This window comes from Roseiarcus sp., from assembly GCF_052145395.1.
GTDB lineage: Bacteria > Pseudomonadota > Alphaproteobacteria > Rhizobiales > Beijerinckiaceae > Roseiarcus.
This window is the reverse complement of record NZ_JBKQOT010000864.1, coordinates 1-13,514: the sequence shown is the minus strand read 5'-3', so window position 1 is coordinate 13,514 and position 13,514 is coordinate 1. Positions and strand designations below refer to the sequence as shown.

Here is a 13,514-nt window from a genome sequence, read left to right as displayed (position 1 = left end):
CACGCCGCAAGAAAGACTATCTCAACGGCGTGCTGGCGCGAGCGGAGATCGAATCCGGCTACCGGCCCGCCCGCAAGCTCTGGAAGCGGCGCACAGTTGGCTACTACATGCCAGCGCCCGACATGATGCTGCGTCGCAAGACGGCGGATGGCGAAGCCTGGATCCCCATCGCCGAAGCCCTCGGTCTGGCGGCGGTCAGCGACGGCGGCGAAGGCAGGCTGTTCGACGTTTACGCCCTGAAGCCTGCGGGTGCATTGGCGCCGGTGGGATAGCGGACTTATGAGTGATGAGAACGGGCTGTTCGCAAGGGCGTAGGCAGCTTAGAGAACTAGCGCACGCGTTCGATTGAGATGAGCGGTCAATCCGAGGAAGTGTCGTCTATGAAAGTGAAATTTCAAACGGTTGATGTCTTCACCGATCGGCAGTTCGGCGGCAACCCCGTGGCCGTGATTCCCGATGCGCGCGGTCTATCGGACGCTGAAATGCAGGCCATCGCCAACGAGTTCAATCTTTCCGAGACAACGTTCGTCCTGCCTCCGGCCGATCCTGCGAACACTGCTCGCGTACGGATCTTTACGCCTCGCGCCGAAATGCCCTTCGCGGGTCATCCAAACGTAGGCACGGCGTTTGTCCTGGCGCACCAAGATGCGGTTTGCGGCGCCAGTTTCAATCGCCAGACCATGATCTTTGAGGAGATCGCCGGCCTCGTCCGAATGACAATCGACACCGCCGATGGTCTGGTCAGAGGAGCAGCTTTGGCCGCGCCGCAGCAATTTCGGGTCATGCGTAATGTCGACGTCGCGACGATCGCGCAGGCGTGCTCGCTCGACCCGTCGAATATTGAGGTCCGCCGGCATCCGCCATGCCTGGCAAGTTGCGGGACGCCATTCGTCATTGCCGAAGTGCGTGACAGAGCCGCGCTGCGGCGAGCACAGCCGCGCATGGATGTCTTTCTGTCACATTTGCCGCGAGACGAGGTGACCGGAATTCATCTGTACGTCGAGGACACAGAGGAGGGCGCTGACTTTCAATCGCGAATGTTTGCGCCGCTGCACGGCGTCTCCGAAGACCCTGCGACCGGCAGCGCGAACGTGGCGCTGATCGGACTCCTTGCCGATTTGCGACGCGAATCGTCGTTGCGACTGGAAGCCGCCATTGGACAGGGCGCCGATTTGGGACGACCGAGTCTGCTGCGAGCCGTCGCGGAAAAGGTCAACGGCACGGTTACTGGGACCTTTATCGGCGGCGGCTGCATGCCAGCAATGTCCGGCTCGATCGACCTCCAGTAGAGCTTTCTGGCGCCTCTCAAGCAACTTGCCAGCAGCCAGAGGGGTGCGGCGTGGCAGCCCGTGGGTTCCGGGCGAACGCACCGTTCGCTCCCGCCCCCGCCTTGGCGACGATCTTATGGGGCTCGACGAACGCGTGCTTCGGGCGGATATCCTGCGATCGCCGGGTACGACCAACGAGACCGATGGGTCAGATTGTGGTCGTTGGCGGAACGCATCGCCCATCTCGGTGGTTACCCGGCAGAAAATCAGTGATACGAGGTCGGGCAACATAACGGTAACGCCTTGTCGCCGGCGGCTCGCGGATCGGCCCTTGGTCGCGCGGCGCAAGCTGCATCATTTCAGACCTTAATGCGCAGCGGATCGTGGCGAAGGGCGAGCAAGCGGACGGCGGACGGCGCTCTGACGGCGATGTGAGAAAACGCACTGCGCTTTGGCGCGCGTCGTGCTCTTATGCAGCTACGTCGGAAGAGTAATCGATTTTAGCCGAAGGATGGACGAATCCTCCAGCGGCGCGGGTTAAAAGCACGTACTGCCAACTACTCATTTTGCAATCAGCGTTCCCTACGGGGAGGCAAAGCAATGCTGAATCTGATTGACCAATATCGCCGCTACCCGACGGCCGAAAACGCAAAGCGCCTCCGGGACTACTTTGAGCGCAACCCCTCCCGCGTGTGGGTGCTGCAAAGCGAGTTTTTGCGCCTGCTCGCAGCGGCGGGCGTTCAAGGGCTAGACCGCTGAGGTGAACCATCCGCATCCCGCATGCGCAACGCATTGGCCCTGGGCCTCCAGCGGCTGCCGACCGTCTAGGCCATGATCTCATCAGCGTCGTGGACGAGCTCCCATGCGGACCTACGCGCAGGGGACGGCGCCCTGAGCCTCGGTGTCGTCGGTTGCGGCGAAATCTCCGAAATCTACCGAAGCCCGTTCACGCCAATTATTGAGGCCTTGGGCTTTCCGATATGGCCTGCGCGATCCTCGAAGGCCGCGCCCACCAAGCGGCGCGCTGTTTCCCTCTCGCGGCGGTCCGCCCGCCCTTATCGGATGCGGGAAAAGATGTCGCGCAGCGGAGCGCCGCCCCAGGCGGAAGTAACGAAGTCGTTGTGGTCCACGCTTCCGGCGTCGACGAAGGCGATCTCGCCGGGGGCGAGGGCCGCGGGCAGACTGTCCTGCACCGTGAGCCCCGCCCGCTGGAGTTCGGCCTCGACCGCCATGTTGCCGTCGCGCGACGAGGTCGAATAGGCGCTGACGAAGAAGGCCTTGCGGCCCTCACGCTCGACCCAGCTCACGAACTTGTCGCGCTCGCCGTAGAGCGCGTCGAGCAGCACGACGCCCTGCACCCGTCCCGTATCGCCCCCAACGGTCAGCGAATAGACCGCCGGCAGATAGCCGCCGCTGTAGGCGACGATGACCACGGGCATCCGCCGGAAGGCGCCGCGACTTTGCGGGTAGAACTCGCCGAGCTTGCCTTCGGCCTCGGCGAGAAAGGCGGCAAAGCCGCCCGGCGACCAGAACCTGCCGGCGCTCGAATCGGGCGCGTCGTGGGCGAGCTGCGGCGCGATAAGCACCGCGTTGAGGCCGGAATCGGCGAGCTGCCGGACAATCTGCTGGCGCGCGATCACGTCGCGCTCGAGCGTCGCCATGTTGCCGTGGAAGAAGACGATGATGACACCGGGCCGCGTCGGATCGAAATTTTGCGGCGCGGCGAGCAGCACGGTCCGGTCGTTGTAGGTCTGGTCCTCCCACAAGAGGCCGCCGCGCGGGCTCGAATGGCCGAGGCGCCCGTTGTCGTCGACGTCGAGGAACGGCCGCGTCTTGCCGCTCTCCTGATAGTTCGGAATGAGGCCGTGGTAGGGGAACGCGGAATTCTGGAAGGCGGCGAGTTCGACGTTGGCGCCGTCGATCGTGGCGACGCCAGGCTTTGCGCCGGGCGCGGCCGGCGGCGGAGCGACAGGCGGCGGCGCGGCGCAGCTCGCCAGCATCAGCGTGGCGCCGAGAGAAAGGCCGTAACGGTTCAGCGACAGAAGGGGACCCCGCATCGGCGAATTCTTAGCAATCCCTCGGCGGCCTCGAAAGACCTTTCCCAAGCCCGCTCACAAGAATCCAAGGCGCCGGCGGCGCGGCCGCGATGGGTTGCTGCGCTCAAGGAGCCTTGTTAGGTTCCCCCTGTCCGCAAGGGCCCGGACCTTGAGCGGGGTGACCTTATGTTCTCCTGCGACGCTGCGGACGAAACGGCAAGCGCCAGCGCACACGTGGGCTGTGCGTGCCATTCGCCAAAAATCCGTTCGATCGCACGGCGGATCGACGGCGAACTCTCCCGGCGAGGATTCGTTGCCGGCGTGGGCGCCTCTCTCGCCGCGCTTGGCCTTGCGCCCCGCGCGGCGGCGCAGGCGTCCGACGCCGGCCGCCCCATCGTCTTCTCGAATTTCAAGCTGTTCGACGGCAAGTCCAAAGCGCTGCAAGGCGGCCTTCGTCTTCTTGTCGACGGCGGCCGAATCAAGACGATCGCGACGAACGACGTTTCCCCGCCTGATGGAGCTGAGGTCATCGACTGCGGCGGCCGCACGCTCATGCCGGGGTTGATCGACGCCCACTGGCACACGATCTTCGCCGGGCTCCCAATCTCCGCCCTCCTTGCCGCCGATGTCGGCTACGTCCTGCTCGCCGCGAGCGCCGAGGCGAGGCGAACCCTGATGCGCGGCTTCACCACAGTCCGCGATCTCGGCGGTCCCTCGTTCGCGCTCAAACAGGCGATCGACGAGGGCCTCGCGGTCGGCCCCCGCATCTATCCCTCGGGCGCCATGATCACGGCGAGCGGCGGACATGGAGATCTTCGTCCGCTCACCGATATCCCGCGAATGGCGGGCGGCCCGCCTTCCGCCGTCGAGCGTTCCGGCGGCGCCAGCATCGCCGACGGCGCCGACGAAGTGCGGTTGCGCTCACGCGAACAACTCATGCAGGGCGCATCGCAGATCAAGCTCACCGGCAGCGGAGGCGTATCGTCGCCGCGGACGACGCTCGACATGGTGACCTACAGTGAGCCCGAGTTGCGCGCAGCGGTCGAGACCGCGGCGGATCGCCAGACCTACGTTGCGGTGCACGCCTATCCTCCGGCCGCGATCCAGCGGGCGGTCGCCGCGGGCGCTCAATGCATCGAGCACGGTCACCTCATGGACGAGGCGACGGCTCGAATCCTTGCGGAAAGCAACGTCTGGCTGAGCACCCAGCCCTTTTTGAGCGAGGAGGATACGGGCGCGCTCTCGGGTCAGAGCCGGCAAAGCGCGCTTCGAGTCTTTGCGGGCACGGATAGAGTCTATGCTCTCGCGAAAGAGTACAAGATCAAGACAGCCTTTGGCTCGGATCTCCTGTTCTCTGCGGGCCTCGCCGCGCGGCAGGGCGTCATGCTCACGCATCTTTCGCGCTGGTACGACAACGCCGATATATTGCGCATGGCGACGGCCACGAACGGCGAGTTGCTCGCCCTCTCGGGTCCGCGCAACCCCTATCCCGGCAAGCTCGGCGTCGTCGAGGAAGGCGCGCTCGCCGACCTTCTGGTCGTCGACGGCGATCCGCTTGAGGACATCGGCCTGATGGCGAATCCGGAGACCTCTCTCCTCGTCATCATGAAGGACGGCAAGCTCTACAAGGATGCGCGACCGACATAGCCCCGAAAGCACGCGACGAAATAGGCGCCTTGCGAACCGGAATGGTTAACGGATTGTTGACTTTGCGATGCCGAAGCTGACCGAGGACCCCGCCGGAGTCGGCTCATGCGTTTGATAATCGTTTGTCTCACGGCGCTCGCCGTCGCTCCCTTCGCCGCCCCCGCCCGGGGGCAGGACGCGGGGACGCTCAACCCCAAGCCCCTGCCCCCGCTCGCCGACCCGGCGAACCCGAACCTGGCCGCGAAGCAGGTGTTCGGGCGCGCGCTCACGCCGATCGAGGCCAAGGCGAGGTCGATCGGCTACTACTGGCGCGGCTGCCTCGCCGGCGCCAAGGCGCTGCCGGTCGACGGCGAGTCCTGGCAGGTGGTGCGGCTGTCGCGCAACCGGATGTGGGGCAATCCGGCGATGATCGCCTTCCTCGAGCGCTTTTCGCGCAAGGCGAAGGCGGAGGGCGTCTGGAACGGCATTCTGGTCGGCGACATTTCCCAGCCGCGCGGCGGGCCGATGCTGACCGGCCACGCCTCGCACCAGGTCGGCCTCGACGCCGACGTCTGGCTGACGCCGATGCCCGACCATACGCTCTCGCGCGAGGAGCGGGAGGAGATGTCGGCGGTCGACATGGTGACCGAGAACGGCCTCACGGTCGACCGCTCGCACTGGTCTGAGGCGCAGGCCGGAGTCATCAGGGCGGCGGCCGAGGAGCCGGAGGTCGACCGCATCTTCGTCAACGCCGCGATCAAGAAGGCCTTGTGCGAGACCCACAAGGGCGAGGCCTGGATGAACCGGGTGCGCCCCTACTGGGGTCACAATTACCACTTCCACATCCGCATCAAGTGTCCCGCCGGCGAGACGACTTGCGAGCCACAGGACCCTCTGCCGGCGGGCGACGGCTGCGACAAGTCGCTCAACTGGTGGTTCACCGACGAGGCGCTTCACCCCGCCCCGGGCAAGCCGCGCCCCCCGATCACGATGGCGCAATTGCCGTCCGAATGCCGGACGGTGGTCCTGGAGAAATAGGCGGCTGGAACGTGATGAGCTCAGTCAAGCTCGCCCCCCTCTTGGGCGAGCGGCGCCGCGGGAAGCGGAACGGCGCGATGTCGGGCCGGCTGGCGGCGCTCGACGCCGAGAGCTTCGTCGCCGCCGCGGAACACCCGGACGCCCTCGATCGTCTGGAGCGACCCATCGCGGGCGATGACTTCGAACTCGTACGGCGCGGCTTCGCTTCGCGTGAATCTCAACCTCAAGGGAACAAATGCGATGCATATTCTGATCACGGGCGCCGCCGGCATGATCGGCCGCAAACTCACCGAAAGCCTCTTCAAGGCCGGCGGCCTCGGCGGACGCGCCATCGACGGCCTGACCCTCGTTGACGTCGTCGATCCGGACGCGCCGGCGGGCTTTTCCGGCAAGCTCGAGACTCGAGCCGCCGACATCGCGGCGCCGGGCGAGGGCGAGGCCATGGTCGCCGGCCGACCGGACCTCATCTTTCATCTTGCGGCCATCGTGTCCGGGGAGGCTGAAGCCGATTTCGACAAGGGCTATCGCATCAATCTCAACGCCACCCGCCAGATGTTCGAGGCGATCCGGGCCGCGAACGCGCGGGACGGCTATCGGCCGCGCCTCGTCTTCGCCTCGTCCATCGCCGTGTTCGGCGCGCCGTTCCCAAACAAGATCGGCGACGAGTTTTTCCTGACCCCGCTCACAAGCTACGGGACGCAGAAGGCGATCGACGAGCTTCTGCTCGCGGACTATTCCCGCAAGGGCTTCTTCGACGGAATCGGAATCCGGCTGCCGACCATCTGCATCCGCCCGGGCAAACCGAACAAGGCTGCTTCCGGCTTCTTCTCGAACATTTTGCGCGAGCCTTTGAGCGGACAGGAGGCCGTGCTCCCCGTCTCCGAGGACGTGCGGCACTGGCACGCGAGCCCTCGCTCGGCGGTCGGGTTTTTCCTGCATGCGGCGACAATGGATCTCGCGCCCCTGGGGTCAAGGCGCAATCTCTCCATGCCCGGCCTCTCGGCGACGGTGGCCGATGAGATCGCCGCGCTGACCCGCGTCGCCGGACCGAAGGCCGCCGCGCTCATTCGCCGCGAGCCCGACCCGACCATCGAGACGATCGTTGCAGGCTGGCCGCGCGACTTCGACACGCGCCGCGCCCGGGAGCTTGGTTTTCGCGCCGAGACGACTTTCGACGAGATCATCCGCGTCCATATCGAGGACGAGCTCGGCGGGAAGATCGGGTAAAGGCCGCGCGGGCGCCCCCGACACCCCCTGCGCCGGCTCAAATCGGAACGCCCGCCCTCGCGGGCCTCATATCGGAACGTTTCGCTCATGCCCAAATTCGCCGCCAACCTCTCCATGATGTTCGCCGAGCACCCCTTCCTCGACCGCTTCGACGCGGCGGCGGAAGCGGGCTTCGCGGCGGTGGAGTTCCTTTTTCCCTACGATCATCCGCCCGAGGCGATCGCCGAACGCCTGACGCGCAATCGGCTCACGCAGGCTCTGTTCAACCTGCCGCCCGGTCGCTTTGAGGACGGAGAGCGCGGGCTGGCGGCGCTGCCTGACCGGTTCGCGGAGTTCAAGTCCGGCGTCGCCCGCGCGCTCGACTATGTCGCGGCGATCGGCGCCAAGCGGGTCCACATGATGGCCGGCAACGCCGCACGCAGCGATCCGAAGGCGGAAAAGAGCTATCGCCGCGCCATCGAATACGCGGCGCCGGTCCTGGCCGGATGCGGCGTCGACCTCCTTCTGGAGCCGATCAACGCGCGCAACATGCCGGGCTACTTCCTTAACGATTATTCTTATGCGCGCGATCTGATCGCGAGCCTCGGCCTTTCCAACGTCAAGCTTCAGTTCGACGTCTACCATCGGCAGATCATGCACGGCGACGTGACCATGGCGTTCTGGGCGCTCCAGCCGATCGTCGGCCACATTCAGGTCGCTTCCGTGCCCTCGCGCCACGAGCCCGACGGCGAAGAACTGAACTTCCCCTTCCTGTGGGCCGAGTTCGATCGCCTCGGCTACGACGGCTATGTCGGCTGCGAATACAATCCGCGCGCCGGCACCGTCGAGGGACTGGGCTGGCATCAGCCCTACAGGAGGGCCTGACTGTGCCGCTCATTCTCGGCGCCGTCGCTGACGATTATACCGGCGCGTCCGACCTCGCGAACACGCTGAGCCGCAACGGCCTCTCGACGATCCAGACGATCGGCGTCCCGGCCGCTGGCTTCGAAGCCGGCGAGGTGGATGCGATCGTCGTCGCGCTGAAGATCCGCTCGGTCGAGGCGCCCAGCGCCGTCGCGGCGGCGACCGCCGGCTACGACTGGCTTATGTCCCGCGGGGCGCGCCACGTCGTCTACAAAATCTGCTCGACTTTCGACTCCACCGATTCCGGAAACATCGGGCCGGTCGGCGAGGCGTTCCGCGCCCGCGCCGGCGCCGGGTGCGTCATGGTGACGCCCGCTTTTCCGGAGACGGGACGCACCGTCTATCTCGGTCATCTGTTCGTCGGCGACGTTCCCCTGAACGAGAGCCCGCTCAAGGATCATCCGCTGAATCCGATGCGCGATTCCAATCTCGTGCGCGTCCTGAAGCGCCAGTCCAAGGCGCCGGTCGGTCTCGTCGCCTTGCCGACGGTCGCCGAGGGCGGCGCGGCGATCATGCGTCGGCTTGCCGAACTCGATGAACAGGGCATTGGCGCCGCGATTGTGGATGCGGTGTTCGAGCGCGACCTCGAAACGATCGGCGAAGCGGCGGCCCAAGGGCCCGTCTCGGTCGGCGCGTCGGGTCTCGGGCTGGGGCTGGCGCGCGCCTTCGCTCGCGGGCGGGGCGCCGGAGCAAGCGCGGCCCTGGAGCCGGTCGGCGGACTCGCCGCCATCTTGGCCGGCTCGTGCTCGCGAGCGACACTAGACCAGGTCGCCGCGGCGGAAGGCGGCGTTCCGACGCTGCGCCTTTCGCCGCAAAGGCTGATCGAGGACACGAGCGAGGCGGAGTGCGCCGTCGCGTGGGCGAAGGATCGCCTGGCCGCCGGGCCGGTGCTAATCGCCTCCAGCGCCGAGCCCGGCGACGTCGCCGCGCTACAGGCGCGGTTCGGCCGCGAAGCCTCAGGCCATGCGATCGAGGCGGCCTTGGCCGAGATCGCGGCCGGCCTCGTCGGGATCGGCGTGCGGCGGCTCATCGTCGCGGGCGGCGAGACGGCCGGGGCGGCGGTCGACCGTCTCGGCGTCAGGGCCTTCCGGCTTGGGCCTGAGATCGCCCCCGGCGTGCCCCTTATGCGCACGATCGGGCGCGACGACGGGGAAATGCAGGTGGCGCTGAAGTCCGGCAATTTCGGCGGCCGGGACTTCTTCGCGCGCGCGCTGGCGATGACCCGATGAGGAGGCCGCGATTGAGCAAGGAGACGCGGGCGCGAGACGCAATCTGCGAGGTGGGCCTGTCGCTCTTCTCGCGCGGCCTGACCTTCGGCTCGACCGGCAACATTAGCATCCGCCTCCCCGACGGCGGGTGGCTGATGACGCCGACCAATGCGTCGCTCGGCAAGCTCGACCCGGCGACGCTATCGAAGTTCGACGCCGTGGGGCGTTTCGTCTCCGGCGGCAAGCCGACCAAGGAGGCGTTCCTCCATTTCTGCATGTACGGCCAGCGCGCCGACTCCCGCGCCGTCGTGCATCTGCATTCGACCCATTCGGTGGCCGTCAGCCTGCTCGCGGACGTCGACCCGAGCGACGTGTTGCCGCCGCTCACCGCCTATTTCGTCATGCGGGTCGGACGGCTGCCGCTTGCGCCCTATTATCCGCCCGGCGACGAGGCGCTCGCCAGGGCGGTCGAGGCTTTGGCCGGCGAGCACCATGCCGTGCTGCTCGCCAATCACGGACCGGTCGTCGCTGGCTCTTCGCTTGAGAACGCCCAGTACGCAACGGAGGAACTGGAGGAGACGGCCAAGCTCTTCCTGATGCTGCGCGGCGAGACAATCAAGCCGCTCACTCCGGCTCAGGTCGAGGACCTGCGGGCGCGGTACGGCTCGTCTTCTTAGCCGCCGGGGGCAGCGGGATTGTAGACCGCGACGACTGCTGAAGAGATCAGACGAACCTATGTCGTGACCGGCGCGCGGACTCTCGAAACCGAGGCCGCCGGCGGCGGCTGAGCCCGTCGAATGACGTTGCGCCGGAGATGACTGGAACCAAGCCGCGCAGAGGGGCGTTCATGTCGGGTGGGAATGACCGGCGAACTCCAGTTCCCCTGGATCAGGGACGGGTAACAGGTCAACCACGCCATTATTGCCCGCTCTCTGTTCGTGACGGGCGACAGGCTTTCGGACGGAATGAAGCAAAGGATCAACGCCCCGGTGCTGACCAAGCCTTTCCGCGAGGAGTCGCTGGCGGGTGCGGTTCGGACGGCGCCGCAGATGTAAGCGCCCGGCGGTTCCGACGCGCGCCCGTCTCACACGCCTTCGGTCCCACTGTCGGGGGTCGTGCGTGTGCGGTGGCCGAGACGGTCGGCGAGCGCCAGAAGGCAGGCCGAGACGACGAAGGTGAGGTGGATGCCGACCAGCCAACCAAGCTCCCGATCGCTCTCGTGAGCGATGTCCATGAAGCCCTCGAGCAGCTTGATCGCGGAGATGGCCACGATCGAGGCCATGAGCTTGAGCTTCAATTCGCCGAAGTCGATCTCGGCGATCCAGTGCGGCCGGCCGTCGTCGGGTCGCATTTCGACGGGAGCGACGAAATTGGCGTAGCCGGACAGGAATACGATCACCACCAGCGAGGCGGAAAGCGTCATGTCCACGACCGCCAGCACCGAGAGCAGCACGCGCTCGTCGCTGAGGTCCGAGAGGCGATAGACGAGGTCATAGAGGTGGACCCCCGACTTGGCGACCAGGGCGATCAGGCAACACGCCAGGGCGAGGTAGAGGGGCGTCAGCAGGTAGCGGCTGGCGAACAGCACGCGTTCGTACCAGTCTTTGATCATCGATCCCTCGCACCCGGAGACATCTGAAACCGCCGCCGCGGGACCCGCCGAACGGCCGTCGTTCATTTACGGTCGGCGGCGCGGCGCGCGCAAGCCGCCCGCGAGAGGAAGGGCCGGCCTCAGCCCCGGCGCAACACGCGGCCGGCGACCGCGTCCAGCTTCTTGACGAGTTCGGGGTCGCGCGCTTCCGGGTGCGTGATGATGGCGTGCTCCAGCGCCCGGTCGGACCCGGCCGGACAGGGCTCGTGCTCGGCCGGAAACTCCCGCAGCGTCCGGGCGACCACCCTCGCCGCCTTTTCAGCGTTGTCGGCCATCACTTTAACCACCGCGGCGACGTCGACGGCCTCATGCTCCTCGTGCCAGCAGTCATAGTCGGTCACCATCGCGATCGTCGCGTAAGAGATCTCCGCCTCGCGAGCGAGCTTGGCCTCGGTCGCGCCGGTCATGCCGATCACGTCGACGCCGTGCGACTGATAGCCGATCGACTCGGCGAACGTCGAGAACTGCGGCCCCTCCATGCAGAGATACCTGCCGCCGTCCTTGTACGGGACGCCCTCCGCGTCAGCCGCCGCGACCAGGCGTCGACGCAGCAAAGGCGCGACCGGATGCGCCATCGAGACATGGGCGACGCAGCCCGTGCCGAAGAAGGTCGCCTGGCGCAGGTAGGTCCGGTCTTCGAACTGGTTCACCAGGACGAAGACCCCGGGATAAAGCTCGCGGTGAAACGACCCGCAGGCGGACAGCGCGATGACGTCGGTCACTCCGGCTCGCTTCAGCGCGTCGATATTGGCGCGGTAGTTGATGGTCGAGGGGGAGAAGCGATGGCCGCGGCCGTGGCGGGCGAGGAAAACGGCCTCGGTTTTGCCGATCCGGCCGAAGCGCAACGCGTCGGACGGCTCGCCCCACGGCGTCGACACCTCCTCTTCCCGTAAGTTCGTCAGTCCGGGAAGGTCATAGACGCCCGAGCCGCCGATCACTCCGACAATCGCTTTCGCCAATTTCGCCTCCTTGTCGCCTCTCTCCACGGGCGCCCATGGCCACTCTCGAAGCCGAGACGTCCCCGCCGCTTATTCTGATGCATAAAAACGCCCGCGGCATGCCGCGGGCGTAAAATCCTGCCTAGCGCATACGCGCGGTCAGTGGGCGGACTCCCAGACTCGCTTCTTGGTGAAGTACAAAAGTCCTGCCAGCACGAACAGGAAAATCATCGCGCCGAGACCGATCCGCTTGCGCTCGTTGAGGTTTGGCTCCGCAGCCCAGCTCAGAAAAGCCGCGATGTCCTTCGAGTAATTCTGCAGCGTCGGCGGCGTGCCATCCTTGTACGCGACCGAGCCGTCGGAGATCGGTTGCGGCATCGCGATCTTGTGGCCCGGATAATAAAGGTTCCACTGCGGATCGTCGGGCTTCGTGTAGCCAGTCAGGATCGCGTGGATGTAGTCCGCCCCCATCTCCTGGTACTGCAGGCCGGGCAGCGCGTCGAAGACGAACCATGGGAAGCCGCGTTCATATTTGCGCGCCTTGGCGAGCAGGTTCATGTCCGGCGGCGCCTTCCCGAACGTCGCCGCCGCGGCCTGATCGTTCGGATAGGCCTCGGGGCGGGGAAAGTTGTCGGCCGGCGTGCCGGGGCGCTTGAAGATCTCGCCCTTGTCGTTCGGCTCCGGGTTGGTGACCTGATAGGTCGCCGCGAGCGTCTTGACCTGGTCTTCGCTGAAGTCTGTGCCGCCGGGCTGAGACAGGGTCCGGAACGGGATGGTCAGCGGGTGGCAGTTGCTGCAGACTTCCTTGTAGACTTGGAAGCCGCGCTGCAACTGGGCCTTGTCGTAGGTTCCGAACATGCCGCCGAAGCTCCACGTCTCGCGCGGCGGCTTCGGCTGTTCCTCGGTCTCCTGCGCGAGGGCGAAACCGCCCGCGAGCGCAAAGGCGACGGCGGCCGAGGTCAGGGCTGTCTTGAAGCGGATCATCGTTCGTTGTCCCTCGGGATCGGTCGCCGTTCAGGCTTCTGCCGCAGCCGGCTTCTTGGCCAGCACCGCATCGGCGATCGAAGCCGGAATGGGCTTCGTCCTTTCCGTGAAGCTCAGAACCGGCATGATCACTAGGAAGAAGCCGAAATATCCAGCGGTGAGGAACCGCGCGATCAAGGTGAGGGCATCGGTCGGCTCCTGCGACCCGATCCAGCCCAGTCCGACGCAGATGACCACGAACACCCAGAAGAAGAACCGGAACGCCGGGCGATATTTGGCCGACTTGACGGGGTTGCGATCGAGCCAGGGAATGAAGGCGAGGACCGCGATCGCCGAGAACAGCGCGATGACGCCGACAAGCTTGTTCGGGATGGCGCGCAGGATGGCGTAGAAAGGCAACAGGTACCATTCCGGCACGACATGGGAGGGCGTCACCAGCGGGTTGGCGATGTTGTAATTGTCCGCGTCCAAGAGATAGTTCGGGATGAAGAAGATCAGCCACACGTAGATGATGAACCAGATCGACACCGCGAAGACGTCCTTGATCGTCGCGTAAGGCGTGAAGGCGACCGTGTCGCGCTCGACGTTCTTCACCTCGACGCCGTCCGGATTGTTCTGACCGGTGACGTGCAACG

At 66.1% G+C, this 13,514-nt stretch carries 14 protein-coding genes and 1 pseudogene; 9 read left to right on the top strand and 6 right to left on the bottom strand.

What is annotated here, in order from left to right:
- The 3 genes from ACLP25_RS30085 to ACLP25_RS30075 all read left to right on the top strand — a co-directional run.
- Positions 1-272: hypothetical protein (locus tag ACLP25_RS30085; RefSeq protein ID WP_442472759.1), on the top strand; the 272-nt coding region annotated here is incomplete at its 5' end.
- 108 nt (positions 273-380) lie between these two features.
- The gene (locus tag ACLP25_RS30080; RefSeq protein ID WP_442472758.1) at positions 381-1,289 is read left to right on the top strand and encodes a PhzF family phenazine biosynthesis protein; all 909 of its coding nucleotides are present in this window, start codon (positions 381-383) and stop codon (positions 1,287-1,289) included.
- A gap of 579 nt (positions 1,290-1,868) precedes the next feature.
- Positions 1,869-2,027: a hypothetical protein gene (locus tag ACLP25_RS30075; RefSeq protein WP_442472757.1), complete on the top strand. Its 159-nt coding sequence runs from the start codon at positions 1,869-1,871 to the stop codon at positions 2,025-2,027.
- A gap of 296 nt (positions 2,028-2,323) precedes the next feature.
- On the opposite strand, the gene ACLP25_RS30070 is transcribed toward ACLP25_RS30075, so the two are convergent.
- Entirely contained in the window at positions 2,324-3,325 is a 1,002-nt protein-coding gene (locus tag ACLP25_RS30070; RefSeq protein WP_442472756.1) for an alpha/beta hydrolase, read from the bottom strand.
- A gap of 300 nt (positions 3,326-3,625) precedes the next feature.
- Here ACLP25_RS30070 and ACLP25_RS30065 point away from each other — a divergent pair, with 300 nt between their 5' ends.
- Both ACLP25_RS30065 and mepA read left to right on the top strand, forming a co-directional pair.
- Complete coding sequence (locus ACLP25_RS30065; protein WP_442472755.1) at positions 3,626-4,951, top strand: amidohydrolase family protein; 1,326 nt, start codon at positions 3,626-3,628, stop codon at positions 4,949-4,951.
- 105 nt (positions 4,952-5,056) lie between these two features.
- Positions 5,057-5,968 (top strand): penicillin-insensitive murein endopeptidase, encoded by a 912-nt coding sequence (gene mepA / locus ACLP25_RS30060; protein ID WP_442472754.1) that lies wholly within the window; start codon positions 5,057-5,059, stop codon positions 5,966-5,968.
- 20 nt (positions 5,969-5,988) lie between these two features.
- Here mepA and ACLP25_RS30055 read toward each other — a convergent pair whose 3' ends face one another.
- On the bottom strand, positions 5,989-6,195 hold the full coding sequence (locus tag ACLP25_RS30055) for a hypothetical protein (RefSeq protein WP_442472753.1): 207 nt from the start codon (positions 6,193-6,195) through the stop codon (positions 5,989-5,991).
- A gap of 13 nt (positions 6,196-6,208) precedes the next feature.
- Between ACLP25_RS30055 and denD the strand changes: the two genes are divergently transcribed.
- The 4 genes from denD (at position 6,209) to otnC (ending at position 9,983) form a co-directional block, all read left to right on the top strand.
- On the top strand, positions 6,209-7,195 hold the full coding sequence (gene denD / locus ACLP25_RS30050) for a D-erythronate dehydrogenase (protein WP_442472752.1): 987 nt from the start codon (positions 6,209-6,211) through the stop codon (positions 7,193-7,195).
- Between the two features lie 87 nt (positions 7,196-7,282).
- Positions 7,283-8,059 (top strand): 2-oxo-tetronate isomerase, encoded by a 777-nt coding sequence (otnI, locus tag ACLP25_RS30045; protein ID WP_442472751.1) that lies wholly within the window; start codon positions 7,283-7,285, stop codon positions 8,057-8,059.
- Between the two features lie 2 nt (positions 8,060-8,061).
- A complete protein-coding gene (gene otnK, locus ACLP25_RS30040; protein ID WP_442472750.1) occupies positions 8,062-9,327 on the top strand; it encodes a 3-oxo-tetronate kinase in 1,266 nt (421 codons plus the stop codon).
- 11 nt (positions 9,328-9,338) lie between these two features.
- A complete protein-coding gene (otnC, locus tag ACLP25_RS30035) occupies positions 9,339-9,983 on the top strand; it encodes a 3-oxo-tetronate 4-phosphate decarboxylase (protein WP_442472749.1) in 645 nt (214 codons plus the stop codon).
- Positions 9,984-10,390: 407 nt separating this feature from the next.
- Here the strand turns inward: otnC and ACLP25_RS30030 are convergent, their stop codons facing one another.
- The 4 genes and pseudogenes from ACLP25_RS30030 to ACLP25_RS30015 form a co-directional block, all read right to left on the bottom strand.
- Entirely contained in the window at positions 10,391-10,918 is a 528-nt protein-coding gene (locus tag ACLP25_RS30030; RefSeq protein WP_442472748.1) for a TIGR00645 family protein, read from the bottom strand.
- Between the two features lie 119 nt (positions 10,919-11,037).
- Complete coding sequence (locus ACLP25_RS30025) at positions 11,038-11,916, bottom strand: S-methyl-5'-thioadenosine phosphorylase (RefSeq protein ID WP_442472747.1); 879 nt, start codon at positions 11,914-11,916, stop codon at positions 11,038-11,040.
- A gap of 138 nt (positions 11,917-12,054) precedes the next feature.
- Positions 12,055-12,879 carry a cytochrome c1 gene (locus ACLP25_RS30020; RefSeq protein WP_442472746.1) on the bottom strand — a complete coding sequence of 275 codons (825 nt, stop codon included), beginning with the start codon at positions 12,877-12,879 and terminating at the stop codon, positions 12,055-12,057.
- A gap of 30 nt (positions 12,880-12,909) precedes the next feature.
- A pseudogene (locus ACLP25_RS30015) lies at positions 12,910-13,514 on the bottom strand (cytochrome b); the annotation flags it as partial.

What these genes read in the sequence shown, in the direction of transcription:
- ACLP25_RS30080 (WP_442472758.1), top strand. Translation starts at nt 381, where the DNA reads ATGAAAGTGAAATTTCAAACGGTTGATGTCTTCACCGATCGGCAGTTC.
- ACLP25_RS30075 (WP_442472757.1), top strand. Translation starts at nt 1,869, where the DNA reads ATGCTGAATCTGATTGACCAATATCGCCGCTACCCGACGGCCGAAAAC.
- ACLP25_RS30070 (WP_442472756.1), bottom strand. Translation starts at nt 3,325, where the DNA reads ATGCGGGGTCCCCTTCTGTCGCTGAACCGTTACGGCCTTTCTCTCGGC.
- mepA (WP_442472754.1), top strand. Translation starts at nt 5,057, where the DNA reads ATGCGTTTGATAATCGTTTGTCTCACGGCGCTCGCCGTCGCTCCCTTC.
- denD (WP_442472752.1), top strand. Translation starts at nt 6,209, where the DNA reads ATGCATATTCTGATCACGGGCGCCGCCGGCATGATCGGCCGCAAACTC.
- otnI (WP_442472751.1), top strand. Translation starts at nt 7,283, where the DNA reads ATGCCCAAATTCGCCGCCAACCTCTCCATGATGTTCGCCGAGCACCCC.
- ACLP25_RS30030 (WP_442472748.1), bottom strand. Translation starts at nt 10,918, where the DNA reads ATGATCAAAGACTGGTACGAACGCGTGCTGTTCGCCAGCCGCTACCTG.
- ACLP25_RS30020 (WP_442472746.1), bottom strand. Translation starts at nt 12,879, where the DNA reads ATGATCCGCTTCAAGACAGCCCTGACCTCGGCCGCCGTCGCCTTTGCG.